The 20,567-nt window shown below is 43.9% G+C and carries 18 protein-coding genes and 1 pseudogene; 15 read left to right on the top strand and 4 right to left on the bottom strand.

All coding sequences use genetic code 11. The features are described 5' to 3' along the window. Nucleotides 1-431 precede the first annotated feature (431 nt). From ompX to CCS41_RS08345, 12 genes are all read left to right on the top strand, one after another. Complete coding sequence (ompX, locus tag CCS41_RS08405; protein WP_072549771.1) at nucleotides 432-956, top strand: outer membrane protein OmpX; 525 nt, start codon at nucleotides 432-434, stop codon at nucleotides 954-956. Nucleotides 957-1,132: 176 nt separating this feature from the next. Beyond that, complete coding sequence (locus CCS41_RS08400; RefSeq protein WP_072549772.1) at nucleotides 1,133-2,713, top strand: ABC-F family ATPase; 1,581 nt, start codon at nucleotides 1,133-1,135, stop codon at nucleotides 2,711-2,713. A gap of 106 nt (nucleotides 2,714-2,819) precedes the next feature. Then, nucleotides 2,820-4,775, top strand: coding sequence for a threonine--tRNA ligase (gene thrS / locus CCS41_RS08395; protein ID WP_072549773.1), 1,956 nt, complete (start codon nucleotides 2,820-2,822; stop codon nucleotides 4,773-4,775). A 3-nt stretch (nucleotides 4,776-4,778) separates the two neighbouring features. After that, a complete protein-coding gene (infC, locus tag CCS41_RS08390) occupies nucleotides 4,779-5,330 on the top strand; it encodes a translation initiation factor IF-3 (RefSeq protein WP_072549774.1) in 552 nt (183 codons plus the stop codon). Nucleotides 5,331-5,490: 160 nt separating this feature from the next. Then, nucleotides 5,491-5,694, top strand: coding sequence for a 50S ribosomal protein L35 (gene rpmI / locus CCS41_RS08385; RefSeq protein ID WP_072549775.1), 204 nt, complete (start codon nucleotides 5,491-5,493; stop codon nucleotides 5,692-5,694). Between the two features lie 39 nt (nucleotides 5,695-5,733). Further along, nucleotides 5,734-6,117: a 50S ribosomal protein L20 gene (gene rplT, locus CCS41_RS08380; RefSeq protein ID WP_072549776.1), complete on the top strand. Its 384-nt coding sequence runs from the start codon at nucleotides 5,734-5,736 to the stop codon at nucleotides 6,115-6,117. A 325-nt stretch (nucleotides 6,118-6,442) separates the two neighbouring features. Beyond that, nucleotides 6,443-7,426: a phenylalanine--tRNA ligase subunit alpha gene (pheS, locus tag CCS41_RS08375; protein WP_072549777.1), complete on the top strand. Its 984-nt coding sequence runs from the start codon at nucleotides 6,443-6,445 to the stop codon at nucleotides 7,424-7,426. A 14-nt stretch (nucleotides 7,427-7,440) separates the two neighbouring features. Then, a complete protein-coding gene (gene pheT / locus CCS41_RS08370; protein WP_072549778.1) occupies nucleotides 7,441-9,828 on the top strand; it encodes a phenylalanine--tRNA ligase subunit beta in 2,388 nt (795 codons plus the stop codon). Between the two features lie 4 nt (nucleotides 9,829-9,832). Continuing rightward, the gene (locus CCS41_RS08365; RefSeq protein WP_072549779.1) at nucleotides 9,833-10,132 is read left to right on the top strand and encodes an integration host factor subunit alpha; all 300 of its coding nucleotides are present in this window, start codon (nucleotides 9,833-9,835) and stop codon (nucleotides 10,130-10,132) included. Nucleotides 10,133-10,489: 357 nt separating this feature from the next. Continuing rightward, entirely contained in the window at nucleotides 10,490-11,206 is a 717-nt protein-coding gene (locus CCS41_RS08360) for a helix-turn-helix transcriptional regulator (RefSeq protein ID WP_072549780.1), read from the top strand. A 578-nt stretch (nucleotides 11,207-11,784) separates the two neighbouring features. Then, a complete protein-coding gene (locus CCS41_RS08350; protein ID WP_119797475.1) occupies nucleotides 11,785-12,159 on the top strand; it encodes an IS4/Tn5 family transposase DNA-binding protein in 375 nt (124 codons plus the stop codon). Beyond that, nucleotides 12,149-13,153 (top strand): IS4 family transposase, encoded by a 1,005-nt coding sequence (locus CCS41_RS08345; RefSeq protein WP_162860033.1) that lies wholly within the window; start codon nucleotides 12,149-12,151, stop codon nucleotides 13,151-13,153. The genes CCS41_RS08350 and CCS41_RS08345 overlap by 11 nt, the downstream gene beginning before the upstream one ends. A 10-nt stretch (nucleotides 13,154-13,163) precedes the next feature. Here the strand turns inward: CCS41_RS08345 and CCS41_RS08340 are convergent, their stop codons facing one another. The 4 genes from CCS41_RS08340 to glnA form a co-directional block, all read right to left on the bottom strand. Further along, a complete protein-coding gene (locus CCS41_RS08340) occupies nucleotides 13,164-13,643 on the bottom strand; it encodes a transposase (protein WP_240313906.1) in 480 nt (159 codons plus the stop codon). Nucleotides 13,644-13,668: 25 nt separating this feature from the next. Next, complete coding sequence (locus CCS41_RS17190) at nucleotides 13,669-13,863, bottom strand: IS630 transposase-related protein (protein ID WP_119797472.1); 195 nt, start codon at nucleotides 13,861-13,863, stop codon at nucleotides 13,669-13,671. After that, nucleotides 13,854-14,033, bottom strand: coding sequence for an IS630 transposase-related protein (locus CCS41_RS17185; protein WP_119797471.1), 180 nt, complete (start codon nucleotides 14,031-14,033; stop codon nucleotides 13,854-13,856). Before CCS41_RS17185 ends, CCS41_RS17190 begins: the two co-directional genes overlap by 10 nt. A gap of 440 nt (nucleotides 14,034-14,473) precedes the next feature. Next, complete coding sequence (gene glnA, locus CCS41_RS08325) at nucleotides 14,474-15,859, bottom strand: glutamate--ammonia ligase (protein WP_420836472.1); 1,386 nt, start codon at nucleotides 15,857-15,859, stop codon at nucleotides 14,474-14,476. A 287-nt stretch (nucleotides 15,860-16,146) separates the two neighbouring features. Here glnA and typA point away from each other — a divergent pair, with 287 nt between their 5' ends. From typA to CCS41_RS08310, 3 genes and pseudogenes are all read left to right on the top strand, one after another. Next, nucleotides 16,147-17,979: a ribosome-dependent GTPase TypA gene (gene typA / locus CCS41_RS08320; protein ID WP_072550666.1), complete on the top strand. Its 1,833-nt coding sequence runs from the start codon at nucleotides 16,147-16,149 to the stop codon at nucleotides 17,977-17,979. A gap of 88 nt (nucleotides 17,980-18,067) precedes the next feature. Then, a pseudogene (gene fabY / locus CCS41_RS08315) lies at nucleotides 18,068-18,996 on the top strand (fatty acid biosynthesis protein FabY). Nucleotides 18,997-19,153: 157 nt separating this feature from the next. Next, the gene (locus CCS41_RS08310; protein ID WP_072550664.1) at nucleotides 19,154-20,455 is read left to right on the top strand and encodes a cytosine permease; all 1,302 of its coding nucleotides are present in this window, start codon (nucleotides 19,154-19,156) and stop codon (nucleotides 20,453-20,455) included. Nucleotides 20,456-20,567 lie beyond the last annotated feature (112 nt).

The raw sequence follows: 20,567 nt of genomic DNA, 5'->3' as shown, positions 1-20,567 counted from the left end.
GCTCAAATGCTCATTTACTCTCTTTTGTTGTACACTTAGAGAATAGACTGCGTTTTTTCGCCCGTTTTTTCCTCTTTCGAGCATAGCGAAAAAGATTTGAAACAGACTCTTAGAGCCTATTCCAAATCCATCAGGGCTTCTGAGTGTACACAAGACTTCTTGCCGAGTACATGAAGATTACCGGTGTCGAGTCGCCTGGCTGACAGTGCTATAAACGACAAAATCATCAAAAATTTTTGTGAATTGCAGATATAATTTTCTTATTTTTATGCAATAAAAACCTAATTATTTTAATAAGATAACTTAATTTGATAATATTTGTTACAGCAAACGTATCATCGGGCAATAAAATAAGTTATATAGTCCCCCTGATAGTTTGTTATATTTTTACTGTTTTCTTACATTATTTGAATGGGTGTCTTGAGGTGGTTATGAAAAAAGTAACATGTTTTTCAGCTGTGGCAGCGTTGGTTTTTACGGTAGTCGCAGGTAGTGCGCTCGCTAATCAAACTACGGTTTCTGGTGGTTATGCTCAAAGTGATTACCAAGGGGTGGTAAACAAAGCCAAGGGTTTGAATTTGAAACTCTACCAGGAATGGGATGATTCTCCATTGGGTGCCATCGGTTCTTTCACTCATACTGAAAAGAGCGGCTTTGGTGGTGCACCAGGTTACAACAAGATGCAATATAACTCGATTGCCGTAGGTCCTGCTTACCGTATTAGCGACTGGGCCAGTGTTTATGGCCTGCTTGGCGTTGGTCACGGGCGTTTCTCTAATAATTCTCTGAAGGATGGTAATGACAAGCGCAGTAACAGCGATTACGGTGTTACTTACGGTGCTGGTTTACAATTCAACCCAATGCAAAATGTTGCTCTGGATTTCTCTTACGAGAAAAGCCGTATCCGAAGTGTTGATATCGGTACTTTTGTTGTTGGCGCAGGCTATACCTTTTAATAGGATAATATCGTTTTAATGGCTGTTGATAGCTTTGTATTGTTATTGGTATCAGGCTTCTTGTGAAATTCCTAACAAAAAATCCGCCGTTTGGCGGATTTTTAATGGGGATTGTGGCATAATCCGCGTAAAATAATATTCCTAATTTTTCAGTTAGTTAATCGAGAGTGGTCGCTGTGCTAAGTACTAACAATATCACCATGCAGTTTGGCAGTAAGCCATTGTTTGAAAATATTTCTGTTAAATTCTCTGGTGGCCACCGCTACGGGCTGATTGGTGCCAATGGATGTGGTAAATCTACCTTAATGAAGATCCTCGGTGGTGATTTAGTACCGAGCAATGGTAATGTTTCCCTCGATCCTAATGAACGTTTGGGTAAATTGCGTCAGGATCAATTCGCGTTTGAAAAATACAGCGTGATCGATACCGTGATTATGGGACATGGGGCACTGTGGTTAGTCAAGGCCGAGCGTGACCGCATTTACGCTTTGACTGAAATGAGCGAAGAAGATGGCTATAAAGCGGCTGATCTGGAAGCTTCCTACGGTGAAATGGATGGCTACAGTGCTGAAGCACGTGCTGGTGAGTTATTGCTTGGTGTTGGTATTCCTCTTGAGCAACATTATGGTTTGATGAGTGATGTCGCTCCTGGCTGGAAGCTTCGGGTATTGCTAGCACAGGCTTTGTTTGCTGATCCTGATATTTTGTTACTCGATGAACCCACCAATAACCTCGATATCGATACCATCCGCTGGCTGGAGCAAATATTAAACGAGCGTAACAGTACCATGATCATTATTTCTCATGATCGTCATTTTCTCAATATGGTTTGCACTCACATGGTAGATCTGGATTACGGTGAGTTACGTGTCTATCCAGGCAACTATGATGAATATATGACTGCGGCGACTCAGGCTCGTGAGCGTTTGTTGTCAGATGTCGCTAAGAAAAAAGCACAAATTTCCGAATTGCAATCTTTCGTCAGCCGTTTTAGCGCTAACGCGTCTAAATCCAAACAAGCTACCTCGCGCGCTCGTCAAATTGATAAGATCCAGTTAGATGAAGTGAAAGTTTCCAGCCGTCAAAATCCCTTTATCCGCTTTGAACAAGATAAGAAATTGTTTCGTAATGCGTTGGAGGTGCAAGAACTCAGTAAAAAATTTGGCCAGCAAAGCGTGTTCAATAACCTCGAGTTGAGGGTTGAAGTTGGCGAAAAAGTCGCTATTTTGGGCACTAACGGTATCGGTAAATCGACCTTACTGAAAACCCTGATTGGCGAGCTTACCGCTGATGCAGGTACGGTAAAATGGTCAGAGAACAGTAAAATTGGCTATTACGCACAGGATCACGCCAGTGATTTTGCGGTTGATTTGACGGTATTTGACTGGATGAGCCAGTGGAAACAAGAAAAAGATGATGAGCAGGTGGTGCGTAGTACACTCGGGCGTTTGCTGTTTAGTCAGGACGATATTAAGAAAAAAGTGAGTGTGCTGTCTGGTGGTGAAAAGGGGCGTATGCTCTTTGGTAAATTGATGATGATGAAGCCAAATATTCTGGTGATGGATGAGCCAACGAATCATTTAGATATGGAATCTATAGAAGCTGCGAATATGGCATTAGAAATGTATGAAGGCACGCTACTTTTTGTTTCTCATGACCGTGAATTTGTTAGCTCATTGGCAACGCGAGTTATTGAAATGACTCAAGATAAAATTATCGATTTTAGAGGTAACTATGAAGATTATCTGTGCAGTTAAGCGGTTAAATCCTGATCAGTATACCCATTATCTTTCATCCTCGGTGTGAGTGACGGTTGTAGTTACTGACTGGACCCGTTTTAAACTGTAGTATTAAGGAATTAGCATGCCCGTTATTACTTTTCCTGACGGTGGCCAACGTCATTATGACGACGTGGTTTCTGCTTTTGATATCGCTGGTGATATCAGCACCAGTTTAGCGAAGGCTTGTATTGCGGCTCAAGTGAACGGTCAACTCGTCGATGCCAGGGATCCCATAAAAGAAGATGCTCAACTTGCGATTATTACAGCTAAAGATGACGAAGGACTGGAGATTATCCGTCATTCTTGTGCACATTTATTGGGGCACGCTATTAAGCAACTTTGGCCTGATACCAAAATGGCGATTGGTCCAGTGATAGAACATGGTTTCTATTATGATGTTGAGTTAGAGCACCGATTGACACAAGAAGATCTGCTTCTGTTGGAAAAGCGGATGCACGATTTGGCTGCTAAAAATTATGACGTGATTAAGGAAAAAGTCAGTTGGCAACAAGCTCGTGATATTTTTTCTACACGCAGTGAAAACTATAAAGTCTTGATCCTTGATGAAAATATTGCCCCTGATAGCCATCCTGCCTTGTACCATCATCAAGAATATATTGATATGTGTCGTGGCCCCCATGTGCCAAACATGCGTTTTTGTCACCATTTTAAATTACAAAAAATCTCGGGTGCTTACTGGCGCGGCGATAGCAAAAACAAAATGCTACAACGCATTTACGGTACCGCATGGGGTGATAAAAAACAGCTCACAGCCTATCTAAAGAGGTTGGAGGAAGCGGTAAAACGTGATCACCGTAAAATCGGCACACAGCTTGATCTCTATCATGTGCAGGCAGATGCGCCCGGGATGGTCTTTTGGCATGCTGACGGTTGGACTCTTTTCCGTGAGCTGGAAAACTTTGTGCGTATCAAGCTTAAAGAGTATCAGTATCAGGAAGTGAAAGGGCCATTTATGATGGACCGCGAATTGTGGAAGAAAACGGGTCACTGGGAAAACTATGGTGAACATATGTTTACCACCTCATCGGAAAATCGTGAATACTGCATTAAACCGATGAATTGTCCCGGGCATGTACAAATTTTCAACCAAGGGAGAAAATCTTACCGTGATTTGCCCCTCCGTATGGCAGAGTTCGGCAGCTGTCACCGCAATGAGCCTTCGGGTGCATTGCATGGCTTGATGCGTGTGCGTGGTTTTACACAGGATGATGCTCATATTTTCTGTACAGCAGAGCAAGTACGTGCCGAAGTAAATAGTTGCATCAAGATGATCTATGATATGTACAGTGTTTTTGGTTTTAAGACAATTGAGGTTAAACTCTCTACTCGACCAGAAAAGCGTATCGGCAGTGATGAAATTTGGACGGCTGCTGAGGAAGATTTAGCGGCTTCGTTGGCTGAAAACGGTATCAATTTTGACTTACAGCCAGGCGAAGGGGCATTTTATGGGCCGAAAATTGAATTTACCTTGCATGATTGTTTGGAGCGTGCATGGCAGTGTGGTACCGTACAACTCGATTTTTCATTGCCGAGTCGTTTGGATGCTTTCTACATCGACGAAGATAACCAGCGAAAGGTACCTGTGATGATTCATCGGGCTATCTTAGGATCGATGGAGCGTTTCATTGGTATATTGGCTGAAGAATATGCCGGATGCTTTCCTACATGGCTTGCTCCACTGCAGGTGGTGGTAATGAATATCACCGACGGCCAGGCAGATTATGTCCAAAAGATCAGCCAAAAATTGCAAAATGTAGGCATTCGGGCAAAAGTAGACTTGAGAAACGAGAAGATTGGCTTTAAAATCCGCGAGCATGTGTTGCGTCGGGTTCCTTACCTGTTTGTTTGTGGCGATAAAGAAGTCGAATCGGGTAGGGTTTCGGTTCGTACGCTTGGTATACGTACCCGTAGTGGTGCTTTGCACGATAAAGATTTGGGTTGTCGCGATTTTGGCGTCATTATGGACCAACTGCTGACAGAAATTCGCAGCCGTAGTCTTCATCAACTGGAGGAATAAAGTATTAAAGTCGGAAAACGAGTTCAACCGGTGCGACCTAATCGAATCAACAGAGAGATCTCTGTGAAAGAGGTTCGCTTAACGGGCGTCGATGGTGAGCAGATTGGCGTTGTCAGTCTGAATGAGGCTCTTGCAAAAGCTCAGGAAGCAGGTGTTGATTTAGTAGAAATCAGTCCCACTGCGGAACCGCCGGTCTGTCGTGTTATGGATTACGGCAAATTCCTCTATGAGAAGAGTAAGTTAACAAAAGAGCAAAAAAAGAAGCAAAAAGTTATTCAAGTCAAGGAAATAAAATTCCGTCCAGGCACTGATGATGGCGACTATCAGGTAAAACTACGCAACCTGATACGCTTTTTGGAAGATGGTGACAAAACCAAAGTTACCTTACGGTTCCGTGGACGTGAAATGGCGCACCAGGAGATCGGCAAGGAAATGCTTGAGCGTGTCCGTAAGGATTTGTGTGAGACGTCTGATTTGGCCGTAGTTGAGTCTTTCCCTGCGCGGATTGAAGGCCGTCAGATGGTCATGGTTCTTGGGCCTAAGAAGAAACAGTAGGGCATACAACCTGTTGCGGAAACCTGGTTCTATGAGTGTTGAAGCCAGGGTGTTGGTTGTTCTCAATTTTCGCAATAGGTTTTTCAAGTGGCAGGGGGATTAATGCTTTCTGTTCGCCAGACTGTTTCATTTAATCAACAATGCGAAGTGGATATGTTCAATGCCAAAGAAAAAAATGAAAACCGTGCGCGGTGCCGCTAAACGCTTCAAAAAAACCGGGAGTGGTGGTTTTAAATGTAAGCATTCTGGCCTACGTCATATTCTGACTAAAAAATCGACTAAGCGTAAACGTCATTTGCGTCCAAAGGGTCTGGTATCTAAAAATGATCTGGGTCTGGTTGTGGCGTGTCTACCGTATGCATAAATGATTTTTATTCTGAATTAAAGACGATAGGAGAGATAAATGGCTCGGGTAAAACGTGGTGTGGTTGCGCGTGCACGGCATAAGAAAGTATTAAAACAGGCGAAGGGATATTACGGTGCACGTTCGCGCGTGTATCGTGTTGCCTTTCAGGCGGTGATCAAAGCCGGGCAATATGCTTATCGTGATCGTCGGCAACGTAAGCGTCAGTTCCGCCAACTGTGGATCGCACGTATCAATGCAGCGGCGCGTCAAAATGACCTATCTTATAGCCTTTTCATTAATGGTCTGAAAAAAGCCTCTATTGAAATTGATCGCAAGATCCTGGCTGATATTGCGGTTTTTGACAAAGTGGCTTTTGCTGCCTTGGTCGAAAAATCGAAGTTAGTGCTGAAATCTGAAAAAGAGAAATTGGCGCTAGCGTAAGTTAAGGATAAAAAGGGAGATGACGATAAATACTGTTATTCTCCTTTTCTTTTTTTGAATGCTGATCCCCCGTGGCTGGTGCGTAAAAAAAAGATGAAAGATAGCGCTGATGCCTCCCATCGTGGAGGTTTTTTTTGTGTAAAACAATAGCCAACAGACTTCTTGCAAAACCGTAGCGAGTGCTGCAAAGTCAAGGCGCGTAGTGCGCAGCAATCTTAGTGTACATGAGGATTGCGAGCACCTAGGTAACGCAGAATTTGTAGCACATAGTAGGTTTTGCAAGAAGCCTACACATAGGTGATACTCGCCAGAGGATAAGGAAACAATGCCACATCTCGCAGAATTGGTTGCCAGAGCTGAAGTAGCCGTAGAAAATGCCGAAAATATTACCGCCCTCGATGCGGTGCGTATCGAATATTTAGGTAAAAAAGGCTATTTAAGTCTTCAAATGATGTCACTACGTGATCTGCCAACCGAAGAACGCCCCGCAGCCGGTGCGGTAATTAATCAGGCTAAACAAAAAGTGCAAGAAATGCTCAACATCCGCAAGAAGATGCTGAGATTAAAGGCGCTTAATGCGCGTCTGGCGGTGGAAACCATTGATATTTCACTGCCTGGACGTCGTATGGAAAACGGGGGGCTACATCCCGTAAGTCGTACTATTGATCGCATTGAAACCTTTTTTAACGAGCTGGGTTTTTCTGTCGCCACAGGGCCGGAAATTGAAAATAATTATCATAATTTTGATGCGCTAAATATTCCGGTTCACCATCCAGCGCGTGCTGATCATGATACTTTCTGGTTTGATAGCACCCGTTTATTGCGTACCCAGACCTCAGGGGTACAGATCCGCGTTATGCAAGGACAGCCACCGCCAATTCGCATTATTGTGCCAGGGCGTGTCTATCGTAATGACTACGACCATACTCACACGCCAATGTTCCATCAGATGGAAGGTTTGATGGTTGATCGCAACGTCAGCTTTACTAATCTGAAAGGAATTATCCATGATTTTCTGAAAAATTTCTTTGAAGAAGATCTGCAAATCCGTTTCCGTCCTTCTTATTTTCCATTTACTGAGCCTTCGGCTGAAGTTGATGTCATGGGCAAGGATGGCAAATGGCTCGAGGTGCTTGGTTGTGGTATGGTTCATCCAAGTGTGCTACGCAATGTAGGTGTCGATCAGGAGATTTATTCCGCTTTTGCCTTCGGTATGGGGATAGAACGCCTTACCATGTTACGTTACGGCGTCACTGATTTACGCGCATTTTTTGAAAATGACTGGCGTTTTCTCAAACAGTTTAAGTAAGACGGGATCTTTTTATGAAGTTCAGTGAACTTTGGTTACGCGAATGGGTTAACCCTGCGATTAGCAGTGATTTATTAGCCGATCAAATTACGATGGCGGGCCTGGAAGTCGATGCGATTGATACGGTCGCGGGTGATTTTCATGGCGTGGTTATCGGTCATGTTGTCGAATGTGGTCAACACCCGAATGCAGATAAACTACGAGTAACAAAAGTTGATATTGGCACGGGTCACCTCCTGGATATTGTCTGCGGCGCGCCAAATTGTCGGCAGGGATTGAAAGTGGCAGTGGCGATTGTAGGTGCAGTGCTGCCCGCTGGGCTTAAGATTAAAGCAACCAAGCTACGTGGTGCTCCTTCTGAAGGGATGCTGTGTTCGGCATTTGAACTCGGTTTCGGTGAAGATCAGGTCGGTATCATTGAACTCCCTGCTTCAGCATCTATAGGTACGGATATTCGTGAATTTTTGCAATTGAACGATAATATTATCGAGATCAATGTAACGCCGAACCGTGCCGATTGTTTAAGCATTATCGGTGTAGCGCGTGATCTGGCTGTTGTTAATCGATTGCCGTTAATAGAGCCAGAGATCATTCCGCTAAACGTTACCCTCCAAGACACTTTGCCAATTCATGTGTTAGAGACGTCAGCATGTCCCCGTTATCTTGGTCGGATAGTTAAGGGGATTAATCTGTCTATTGCTACTCCACAATGGATGAGTGAGAAGCTGCGTCGTTGTGGCATTCGTCCGATTGATCCGGTGGTTGATATCACCAATTATGTGTTGATGGAACTGGGGCAGCCGATGCATGCCTTTGATCTGGATCGCATTGACAGTGAAATCGTGGTTCGTTTCGCGGCGGAAGGTGAAAAGCTAACATTATTGGATGGTAGCAAAGCGCACTTAGACGCTGATACATTAGTGATTGCCGATCGACAAAAGGTGTTAGCGATGGCGGGTGTTTTAGGCGGTGAGCACTCTGGTATTAATAAGCAGACCCGTAATCTACTGTTGGAATGTGCTTTCTTTAATCCATTGGCGATTGCTGGTCGTGCACGTCGCTATGGTTTACACACTGATGCCTCTCATCGCTATGAACGTGGGGTAGATCCGGCGTTGCAATATAAAGCAATGGAGAGAGCGACCCGTTTACTGATTGATATCTGTGGTGGAGAGGCGAGTTCGATTATTGATGTGACCACAGAAAAAGCTCTGCCAAAAGTGGCAACTATCAACCTAAGGTATGAAAAATTGTGCCGTTTGTTGGGGCATTCTATTCCAGAGCAGCAAGTGAGTGATATTTTACGCCGTTTAGGTTGTCAGGTGACGGAAAAAGGAAATAGTTGGCAAATTGTGGCTCCGAGCTGGCGTTTTGATATGCAGATTGAAGAAGATTTGATTGAAGAAATTGCGCGTATTTACGGTTACAACTGTATTCCAAATATACCGATAAAAGCGGATTTGCTAATGACTCCGCATCCTGAAGCGGATTTATCACTGAAGCGAGTGAAGACGCTGTTGGTTGACCGTGGTTATCAGGAAGCCATCACTTATAGTTTTGTTGATCCTGAAATGCAAGCTTTACTGCATCCACAGCAAGAATCCCTGATTTTACCAAACCCAATCTCGGCTGATATGTCAGCCATGCGTTTATCACTGTTAACCGGCTTACTCTCCGCAGTGATTTATAACCAGCATCGCCAGCAGACACGTTTGCGTATGTTTGAAAGTGGTCTACGCTTTACCCCTGATAAATCGGCTGAGTTTGAGGTGAGACAAGATCTAATGCTCGCTGGTGTTATTACCGGTAATTGTTTGGAAAAGCATTGGGATCTTCCCAGTCGACAGGTAGATTTTTATGATTTAAAAGGGGATCTCGAGGCTATTCTAGAGCTTACTGGCAAACTGTCCATGGTGCAATTTCGTGGCGAAACCCATCCGGCGTTACACCCGGGACAAAGTGCAGGAATTTATTTATCTGATGAATCGATTGGTTTCATCGGTGTGGTTCATCCAAGATTGGAAGAGAAGCTAGGTTTACATGGTCGTACAGTGGTGTTTGAATTACAGTGTAATAAGCTAGCAAATCTTACCTTACCTGGTGTCTGCGAGATCTCTCGTTTTCCGGCAAACCGTCGTGACATCGCGATTGTCGTGGCTGAAGATATCCCAGCAGCGGATATTTTGGCAGAATGCGAGAAAATTAGCGTAAATCAGATAGTTGGAGTAAACTTGTTCGATGTGTACTGTGGTAAGGGCATCAGTGAAGGCCGTAAGGGCTTGGCTATTAGTTTGACGTTGCAGGATACCACCCGGACACTAGAAGAAGAGGAAATTGCCGCTACTGTTGAAAAATGTGTAACGGCTTTAAAACAGCGATTCCAAGCATCCTTGAGGGATTGAATTTATGGGGCTTACCAAAGATAAAATGTCAGAAAATCTGCTTAACAAGTTTGAGATACTTAATCAGGAGATGGCCAAAATTCTGGTAGACTTGTTCTTTAGTGAGATACGTCATGCTTTACAAAATGGTGAAGAAGTTAAATTATGTAACTTTGGCAGCTTTAAGTTGCGGGATAAACCTCCGCGTCCGGGGCGTAATCCGAAGACCTCTGAACCGAAACTTATTACGGCACGTCGTGTCGTGACTTTTCGTCCTTCTGATGAGTTCAAAAAGCAAGTAGTGAATGCTTCACCCCAAAAATAGTCAGCTAGCCAATTAACAAGTCCGCGTAAGCGGCCTTAAAAGTGTCAATTATCATACTGCATAACCTATTGCGTGGTGTGATTTACTTCATCCCTGCCTTTATCGTTCTGTTGACAATAACTCTGATAGTTGAGGTTTTCCACGCCTATTATGCGATGGTGATCTGTCTTAATGGTGAAAAAAAGACTCAACATAAAAAGCAGAAAAATTAATAGATTGAATGTAATTGACAAAAAAGTATTGTCTTCAGCCTTGTGATTTCCGCTTTTTGAGCGTACTTTTTATACTCAATGGCTTTAGATCGCAGCACCTGTTGTCGTCACCTTGAGGTGTTTGCTTAGACTTTAGGAGGCTATTATGGATAATACTGATCATGAAAAATCTACTGATTTTAAACAGTTAATTGTAGGCTCGCTTGAATCACCTGCGCTTAAGTCGTTTATGGAGAATAAAGAGGAGGCCTGGGGAATAAGGGATATCAAGTCGAGGTTTGTGTATATGAATAGAGCGACCCTCGATTTTGCTAATCTACCGCCCGGGTTTGATTTTGAGGGTAAGCTGGATAGTGAATGTCCGGCGTCTTTTGCAGATTTTGAAACCGAACTCCAGGAGCAGGATCGTAAAACTGAAGAGAGCCGGCGATCGGTTTCTGTCATTGAGACACATTATTTTGGACGGGAAAACAAACTTCAGCCCTATTTGTGTCGCAAGTCTCCTTTGTATAACGAAGCTAAAAAGTGTATCGGCACCGTTTTTCAGTTAAAAAAGTACAACTCCCTCTCGTTACCGCACTATGTCAACAGACTCGCTCCCTCTGTATTGCTTTTGGATCCGCCTACCGAGATATTCACTGAAAGAGAACTTGAAGTGGTGTTTTTCCTGCAACACCCCTTACAAGCTAAGACGATAGCGCAAAAATTCGGTTTTTCTCAGGGGGAAGTAGAAAAGCATAGGGAAAATATCTACCAAAAGACGAATGTTTATTCATCAAACCAATTTAAGGAATTTTGTAAAGCAGCAGGCCTGGATCGGTATATTCCCCCCAAATTAATACAGCCTAACGTTAAATGTTAAATTTATTTAATTCTTTGCCGCCTTGTAGCATCAAAATTGTGTAGCAATGAAGCGAAATTAATAGCCTCAGTTAGTCATAGGGGGTTTCTCACTCTTTGGCTTTCTGAGTAAGCCTTCTTCATCGAATATGGAGTGTAGGTCCTCTCTTAAAACATTTTGACTTATTTCGCAGATGACATTGAAACCATATGCGGAGAATTCTCTGCGGACTGTTTCCGAGTTATCCTATTTTTCGATCAATTTTTCGCCTAATTTGGTCTCCTGGAGATATATTTTCATGGGGTTTTTTATAGAGCCTTGCAAGCCTCTCAAATTGTGGTAAAGCGTCTTCCTCCTGTCCAAATTTTTCGTTTTTGGAGATATCCAATCTTTTCAAATTGTCGGACATTAATAAATTACTGAAGCTTTGCATGCTGCTCTGGTCGTTGCCAGATATGGCTGAACGACATAATAATGATTATGCACTATATTGAGAGAATAAGGCGTCAAGGCTGCAATTTAAGTCCCTTCTTTTGCTTTTGGCTTGTGCCCATTTATGTTCAATGGGATTGAGAGCTCACTTTTACCCACAACGTTGAATGAAAAATGATTCAGGTGAAATTGGATTATTGGTAGAGTCAATAGTTAAATCAGGAAACAGGCACATGAAAACAGTAACGGGTAATGGGAATGAGTGGATCCGTGAAGAATTTCATCAAATTGATTTCGGAGATAAACGCCTTAAAGAGCGTTTTTTTGAAACAGCGGGCTTATTATCATCAAAAGCGTCAGGTTCAATTTACCCAAGCTGTCATGGCTCCTGGTCACAGGCCACAGGAGCTTATCGATTTTTTAGCAATGAGAGAGTGAGCGAGAGCGCGCTATTCCGTACACATTGTGTGCAAACACAAAAACGTCTGGAGGGGCATTCACTGGTTTTTTTCTCTTCAGGACAGATCAGAGTTGGACTTTGACACACATAAAAAGACAGAGGGGTTGGGAAGTATATCTAAAGCCTATCACAAACATAAAATGGGGTTGATGCTTCATGCAAGTTTGATGGTAACTCAGGAGGGCTTGCCGCTTGGGTTATCCTCGCTTAAATGCTGGTCACGTGTTTCCCGAGAGGAACCCCCTCAGGAAAAACAGCGGCGGCTTTATCAATCGACAATGAAAGAGAAAGAAAGTATTAAGTGGATAGAGACCCTCTACGAGACAGCGGCGCTGATACCCAAAGATACCTGCTTAATCACGCTGGGAGACAGAGAAGCGGATATTTTCGAACTTTTTCGGGTTGCAAGCTCACTAAAAACATTTTTTATTATCCGCAACCGGAAAGACAGAAAATTTATCGATGAAAAGGGGAAAAAAACAACGGTGCAAACCGCCTTGTCAAAGACGCCGATTTTAAAAACCATAGCACTCACCCTGCCCAAAAATCAGCAAAGGGTAGCAAGAACGGCTTATGTGGATATGCGCTCCATTTCAGGCTGGCTTCCCATTAGAAATAATCTAGTTTATGGGCCTACCAATAAAGACGCTTCACGGCATATCCATGAAAAGGTTCACGTATCTGCCATCAGTGTTAAAGAACAGCCTCCTCCAGAAGGAGTAGCGCCTGTCGAATGGGTATTATTGACCAATTTGACGGCCACTGACGCCTTTGAAGCAGAAGAGCAAGTGAATTGGTATAGACTGAGATGGAAGATAGAAGAGTTCTTCAAAACACTGAAATCAGGATGTTGTGTTGAACAATGTCGTTTAAATACGGCAACCAAACTAACGAAAATGATCACCCTCAAAAGCATTATCGCCTTCAAACTGATGTATATGACCAAAATGGCAGCGTTGTGTCCTGAGGCTACCTGCACCGATGTGTTGTCAAAGATAGAATGGCAAACGCTGTATTGCAGAATACAGACAACAAGCCGCCTTCCCGAGCATCCCCCACAGTGCTTCAGGCAATAACATGGCTGGGTCAATTGGGAGGATTTCTTAACCGACGTGCCGAGGGTTTACCGGGAATAATGTCGCTTTGGCGAGGGTATGAGATCCTGCAAGAAAATGTGAGATTGTTCATTATTCTTAATAACAAAAATTGTGGGTAAAAGTGAGGATTGAGAGCAGGTGAGTAGGGAGTGAGATATTCAATCCGATGCCCGGCTTTACTGATAGCCTGCTGAATGTCGAGACGTTTGTGGAAACTGGCGTTATCCATCACGATGACACAATGAGGAGGAAGAGTAGGCAAAAGGCGCTGGGTAACCCAGGCGTAAAAAACATCACTGTTAATGGAACAAAAAAATAATCCGACCGCCATCAGGACGGTTCCCAGTAACGCACCAATGACATTTGTTCGGCCCTTAGGCTGCCCATCCTGGGTACCCCAACAGCGTTGACCTCGTGCAGCATAACCGTGGGTTCGTGGCCTATCGTGTGCGAAACCGCTTTCATCCAGATAAACGACCGGTTTTCCCTGCTTTTTATAGCAGGCTATCGTGTCCTGGAAGGCGCGCCGTGTCTCTTCGTCTGCCTTGGGATGACGCAGGGTTTTTTTTATAGGTGACGCCCAGGTTTTTCAGTGCCTGCCAAATGGCTTTCTGGCACACCTGAAAGCGCGCCGCCCGTTCCCGTTGGTAAGCATCGGGATAAAGTGCAACATCTTCAGCTAACGCCACTTTATCAAGCTTACGCCGACGGGGGAAGAAGCTTTAACCTCGATACGACTGAGCCAGCGGGTAACGGAAGCTGAACCAATGTGGAAGCGTTTAGCGGTCTCTCTGATACTCAAGTTTTCTTGCTCTCGAATACCCAGAACTTTACGGCGAAAATCGACAGAGTGGCTCATCGCTAACTCCCTGTTAAATAATTTAGCTATACATTGTAATCAAAATTAATACGTTACGCTATATATTCAAATCCTTTAAGTTATGTAACTTTGCTAAACCATCTAATGCTTTTGGACTAAGGTCCAGAAAATTATCACTGAAATCTAAGGAGGTTGTTTCGGGGGAGAGGTGGTATTTCTACCTCCGGTTCATTATGATTCATGTTGGGAGTGGTTGAATACACTGCTAAAGTACAACCAAGCTAAGGCCATAGGGCATTAGTTTTTATCCTTTATTCAGATGAAAATGATTTTTAAATAAGATACGAAATTAATTATTAGCCAATTTATTATTTAATTCTAACGAAAACAAGACCCCTAATGTAAGAGAATATTAAAGGCAAAGGACAGGGATTTTTGAACGGAACTCACCGGCTTCAGCCGGCGAGTCTGACTAAAAGTTATACACTGTAATACATTTCAAATTCAAGCGGATGAGGTGTCATACGTACGCGGTCTACTTCTACGTTGCGCAAAGCGATGTAAGCGTCAATGGCATCCTGAGTAAAAACACCACCACGGGTTAAAAATTCGCGATCGGCATTCAAGGCTGCCAGTGCTTCTTCTAGAGAACCCGCTACTGTTGGGATCTCTTTGGCTTCTTCCGGTGGGAGGTCGTATAAATTCTTGTCCATTGCTGCACCAGGGTCAACTTTATTGGCGATGCCATCAAGACCCGCCATTAATTGAGCGGCAAAGGCCAAATAGGGGTTGGCAGCAGGATCAGGGAAACGAACTTCAATACGGCGTGCTTGGGGGTTGGCAACAATAGGAATGCGGATAGAAGCAGAACGGTTACGGGCAGAGTAGGCCAACATGACCGGTGCTTCATAGCCTGGCACCAAACGTTTGTAAGAATTGGTGGTCGGGTTGGTAAAAGCGTTGATGGCTTTCGCATGTTTGATGATGCCACCGATATAGAACAGGGCTGTTTGAGACAAACCACCGTATTGATCACCGTCGAACAGGTTAATTTTTCCTTGTAATAGTGACATATGGCAATGCATACCGGAACCGTTGTCACCAAACATAGGCTTTGGCATAAAGGTTGCGGTTTTACCAAAGGCATGAGCGATATTATGTACGACATATTTGTAAATCTGAATTTCATCTGCTTTTTTGGTCATGGTATTGAAACGGGTTGCCACTTCATTTTGACCTGCAGTTGCTACCTCGTGATGATGCGCCTCAACGGTCAGACCCATAGACTCCATCGTCAAACACAGAGCAGAACGTAGATCTTGTGAGGAATCTATTGGGGGAACAGGGAAATAACCGCCTTTCACCGCGGGTCGATGGCCTTTGTTACCGGTCTCGTATTTAGTAGAAGAATTCCATGCACCTTCGATATCATCTATAGCGACATGAGAACCTGAAATGCTGCTACCAAAGCGGACATCATCAAACAGGAAGAATTCGGGTTCCGGTCCGAATAACACACTATCAGCAATCCCTGATTTTTTTAAATAATTTTCTGCACGTTTAGAGATAGAGCGCGGATCACGGTCATACCCTTGCAGGGTGCCAGGTTCGCAAATATCACAACGGATAATCAGGGTAGCATCTTCGAAAAACGGATCCATCACTGCTGTTTCAGCATCTGGCATGAGCACCATGTCAGATTCGTTGATACCTTTCCAACCGGCAATGGAAGAGCCATCAAACATTTTACCGTTTTCGTGGAAGTCATCATTGATTTGGTGAGCAGGCACAGTGACATGCTGCTCTTTCCCTTTGGTGTCGGTAAAACGTAAATCTACAAATTTCACCTCATGCTTTTGTATCATATTTTTAACAGCGGATATTTCTTCGGCCAGTTTATCAGCAACGGACATTCTTTATCTCTCCTGGATGAGTCATTGTTATCGTTTGGCAACGATTAGCGGGTATTTTTGTCTAAAAAAGGCTTAACAGCAAAAATATTTACTTGAAAAAGCGCTGCTGGCAAAACATTTCGTGTCAAAAAGGCGGCTCAAGCCACCTAAACTGTTCAAACGACCCACTTATGCCATATCATGGGAACTTACTATACGTGTACAATACATTATTTATAAATATCTGAGGCAAAAAAGCTGTGACTAATAAGAATTTGCGCAATATCGCCATTATCGCACACGTTGACCATGGAAAAACCACCCTGGTTGACAAATTGTTACAACAATCCGGTACCTTTGATGAGCGTGTTGAAGCGACAGAGCGAGTAATGGATTCCAACGATTTGGAAAAAGAGCGCGGGATCACTATCCTGGCAAAAAATACCGCCATTAAATGGAAGGGATATCATATTAATATTGTCGATACACCGGGGCATGCCGATTTTGGTGGCGAGGTGGAGCGGGTAATGTCGATGGTTGACTCGGTGTTGTTGGTCGTCGATGCGATGGATGGTCCAATGCCACAAACGCGTTTTGTGACTAAAAAAGCCTTTGAACATGGTTTGAAACCCATTGTGGTTATCAACAAGGTTGATCGCCCTGGTGCGCGTCCTGACTGGGTGGTTGATCAGGTACTCGATCTGTTTGTCAACCTGGGTGCTACTGAAGAACAGTGTGGTTTCATAGACCATATCATCTACGCATCAGCATTAATGGGTATCGCAGGTAATACTCATCATGAGATGGCGAAAGATATGACGCCTTTGTATCAAGCTATTATTGATCATGTTCCTGCCCCTAAAGTTGATCCTGATGGCACATTACAGATGCAGATCTCACAGCTGGATTACAACAGCTATGTGGGTGTTATCGGTATCGGTCGCATCAAACGTGGTGTCGTTAAGCCTAACCAACAGGTCACTATTATTGATAGTACAGGTAAAACACGTAATGGCAAAGTGGGTAAGGTATTCAGTCATATGGGGCTGGAACGTATTGAAACCGCGTTGGCGGAGGCGGGTGATATTATTGCTATTACTGGCCTCGGTGAGTTGCATATTTCTGATACCCTTTGTGATGTCAATGCAGTTGAAGCACTGCCTGCGCTTTCTGTCGATGAACCTACCGTTAGCATGTATTTCTGCGTTAATACCTCGCCATTTTGCGGTAAAGAAGGTAAATACGTTACCTCGCGTCAGATCTTGGAACGTCTGAAAAAAGAGTTAATACACAATGTTGCCTTGCGAGTAGAAGAAACAGAAGATGCTGATGCATTCCATGTTTCTGGCCGTGGTGAACTTCATCTATCAATACTGATCGAAAATATGCGCCGTGAAGGTTTTGAACTGGCGGTATCTCGTCCAAAAGTAATTAATCGTAAAGTCGATGGCCGTGATCAAGAGCCTTTTGAAAACGTAACCCTGGATATTGAAGAACAGCATCAGGGAGCGGTTATGCAGGCCTTGGGGGAGCGTAAAGGCGAGATAAAGAATATGGATCCTGACGGCAAAGGCCGTGTTCGTTTGGATTATTTGATCCCAAGTCGTGGTTTGATTGGTTTCCGCACTGAATTTATGACCATAACTTCGGGCACAGGCTTACTTTACTCAACTTTTAGTCATTATGATGATGTGCGCCCAGGCGAAATCGGTCAGCGTCAAAATGGCGTACTGATTTCCAATGGTCAAGGTAAAGCGGTCGCTTTTGCACTGTATGGCCTGCAAGATCGTGGTAAGTTGTTTCTGGGGCACGGTGCTGAAGTCTATGAAGGCCAGATCATTGGTATCCATTCACGTTCTAATGATCTCACGGTTAACTGTTTGACAGGTAAAAAATTAACCAATATGCGTGCATCCGGTACTGACGAGGCCACGACCTTGGTTCCTCCTATCAAAAAATCTTTAGAACAGGCATTGGAATTTATTAATGATGATGAGCTTGTGGAAACAACGCCAGTATCCATCCGCATCCGCAAACGTTATCTCACGGAAAATGATCGTAAGCGTGCTAACCGTGGTGGCAAAGATGCTTGATCTTTTTCTCATTCACTGATTATTCAGGGCGCGTATTCGCGTCCTGAATTTTTTCTTTTTGTTGATGGTTTAACGGGAGACGAGCTTCATGTATCACCTACGTGTACCTATAACAGAACAGGAGTTGAAAGATTATTACCAATTTCGCTGGGAGATGTTGCGTAAGCCTCTCCATCAGCCAGAGGGTTCAGAAAAAGATGCTTATGACACCTTGGCCCATCATCAAATGGTGGTGGATGGACGAGGTAAACCCGTTGCCATAGGACGACTGTATATCAATGCAGATAATGAGGCATCTATCCGTTTTCTGGCTGTCGATCCCGCGGTACGGGCGAAGGGACTCGGCACCTTGGTGGCAATGACGTTAGAGTCAGTTGCTCGCCAAGAGGGGGTTAAACGTGTGGTTTGCAGTGCCCGCGCTGATGCTGTGGAATTTTTTGCCAAATTGGGTTTTGTCAGTGAGGGCGAAATTACCGCGCCGCAGACAACACCAGTAGGTCATTTTTTAATGGTCAAACCGGTAGCAACGATGGACGATATTTTGTGTCGTCCTGATTGGTGTAGTCAATTACAGCAGGCCTGGTATGACAATATTCCGTTGAGTGAAAAAATGGGGGTACGCATCAGTCAATATACGGGGCAACGTTTTATCACTACGATGCCGGAAGCAGGTAATCAAAATCCGCATCATACTTTATTTGCCGGCAGTCTGTTCTCATTAGCAACCTTAACTGGCTGGGGACTGATTTGGCTCTGGTTACGTGAACGTCATCTGGGGGAACCATCATTCTGGCAGATTCTCATATACGCTACAGTAAGCCGATTACAGGCAGACCAAAGGCAATCGCTGATCTGAGTTCTATTAGTGGCGACCTTGACCGCTTGGCACGTGGATGTAAAGCCAGAGTTCAGCTAAAGGTTAAGTTATTCGGTGATAACAATGATAAAGAAAATACTTTATTTTCGGGGGTTTATGTGGTTCTGCCAGTCTCTTTGAATGAAATACATCTTGATTAATCAGACTTTTTGTAAAACTTGCTGCGTGGCCTATGCTCCTTTTTTAACCATATAACTTCGGTTGTTTTCATCGATAGGGTTGTGATTGTTTTCATTTTTTTCTGTAGCGTCTATTCTTTATCCATTGGTGGTCGCAACAGTTCCTATAGGAAGAAAAATGAACCAAGACAACGCTATCCACGACGATTATCTCGCTAATCCTGTCCCTCAGACCGCAAGATCAAGTTTTCTCAGTGTTGTTCTAATCCGTATTGGTATGATGACCGCGATGGCTCAATTTATGTTGGGTGCTATGTTGGGTAATTCGATGACCTTTGGTCAAGCGATGCTTGCTACCTTACTGGGTAGTTTAATCCTCGAATTTATTAGCCTGGGGCTTGGATTTGCAGGAGCACGTGAAGGGTTGTCAACCAGTTTATTAGCCCGTTGGTGCGGCTTTGGGCGTTTCGGATCGGCCCTGATTGGGATCGTTATCGCGATTAGCTTATTAGGTTGGTTTGGTGTGCAAAATTCGGTTTTTGCCAAAGGTTTGGATTATGCGTTTGATGGTCGTTTGGGCTTTGGTTTGTCAGCAGCGATTTCAGGCGTCGCCCTCACTGCATTGGTAGCCTTTGGATTCCGCGCTTTAAGCTGGACAGCAAAGGTGGCAGTGCCGTTATTTTTTCTTGTGATAGGCTGGATTGTGTTAGTGTTGCTATCGGGTTATAACATCATTGATCTTGCGACTACGCTTCCCAGTGGCACTCCTCTTGCCTTGGGGGCCGCGGCCACCGCCGTCGCCGGCGGATGTGTTGCCGGCGCATTAACCACGCCGGATATTAGCCGTTATTGTCAAAATGGACGGCATGTGTTCTGGATGATTACTATTTCTATTATTGTCGGCGAATTTGTTGTTAACAGTATTGCGATATTGATTGCCCATGCACTTAAAACCGCCGATGTTGTCGACATTATGACGCAAACGGCCGGTTGGGTTGGTCTGCTTTCTGTTATTCTGGCGGCGGTTAAAGTTAATGATGTTAATCTATATTCTTCCTCTTTGGCCTTCGCTAACGTTATTGATTCTGTGTTAGGAAAAAAGTCGCGTCACACAGAATTAACCATCATTCTTGGTACTGTGGGCACTACGCTATCAATTCTGGGAATTTTAGACAATTTTATCGATTTTCTTACTTTAATCGGTGTCGTTTTTCCTCCTATAGCCGGTGTGATGCTGGTCGATTATTATATTTTGCGTACCAGTCGTCATTTATTTGATGCCGCACGTTTACAGCAAACGTTGCCGACATCAACTCCGCGCATGGGCTGGCAAGCCGTCGTCGCATGTGTTACTGGAACACTGGGGGGGTTATTCATTGATTATGGTATTTCATCACTCAATTCAATTATCATTGCCAGTGCTTTCTATTGGATGACGAATGTGGTTAAAAATAAATTTTTTACCCTTGCTGATAACTGAAAATTTTTCATACGCAACCACCAAGGGGCAATATACGCCTTGACGGTTGTGCACGAAAAATTTGTAGGTGATATCAGTGAGATTAATTCATATCATCCATTACGGTCAGTAT

The organism is Candidatus Fukatsuia symbiotica (genome assembly GCF_003122425.1).
Classification (GTDB): domain Bacteria; phylum Pseudomonadota; class Gammaproteobacteria; order Enterobacterales; family Enterobacteriaceae; genus Fukatsuia; species Fukatsuia symbiotica.
Note: the sequence above shows the minus strand (reverse complement) of the source record. Positions and strands in the feature narration are given on the sequence as shown.

Bases quoted from the DNA above. Each gene is read 5' to 3' on its own strand.
- ompX (WP_072549771.1), top strand. From the start codon at position 432: ATGAAAAAAGTAACATGTTTTTCAGCTGTGGCAGCGTTGGTTTTTACG.
- thrS (WP_072549773.1), top strand. From the start codon at position 2,820: ATGCCCGTTATTACTTTTCCTGACGGTGGCCAACGTCATTATGACGAC.
- rpmI (WP_072549775.1), top strand. From the start codon at position 5,491: ATGCCAAAGAAAAAAATGAAAACCGTGCGCGGTGCCGCTAAACGCTTC.
- rplT (WP_072549776.1), top strand. From the start codon at position 5,734: ATGGCTCGGGTAAAACGTGGTGTGGTTGCGCGTGCACGGCATAAGAAA.
- pheS (WP_072549777.1), top strand. From the start codon at position 6,443: ATGCCACATCTCGCAGAATTGGTTGCCAGAGCTGAAGTAGCCGTAGAA.
- pheT (WP_072549778.1), top strand. From the start codon at position 7,441: ATGAAGTTCAGTGAACTTTGGTTACGCGAATGGGTTAACCCTGCGATT.
- CCS41_RS08365 (WP_072549779.1), top strand. From the start codon at position 9,833: ATGGGGCTTACCAAAGATAAAATGTCAGAAAATCTGCTTAACAAGTTT.
- CCS41_RS08360 (WP_072549780.1), top strand. From the start codon at position 10,490: ATGGATAATACTGATCATGAAAAATCTACTGATTTTAAACAGTTAATT.
- CCS41_RS08350 (WP_119797475.1), top strand. From the start codon at position 11,785: ATGAAAAATGATTCAGGTGAAATTGGATTATTGGTAGAGTCAATAGTT.
- CCS41_RS17185 (WP_119797471.1), bottom strand. From the start codon at position 14,033: ATGAGCCACTCTGTCGATTTTCGCCGTAAAGTTCTGGGTATTCGAGAG.
- glnA (WP_420836472.1), bottom strand. From the start codon at position 15,859: ATGATACAAAAGCATGAGGTGAAATTTGTAGATTTACGTTTTACCGAC.
- CCS41_RS08310 (WP_072550664.1), top strand. From the start codon at position 19,154: ATGAACCAAGACAACGCTATCCACGACGATTATCTCGCTAATCCTGTC.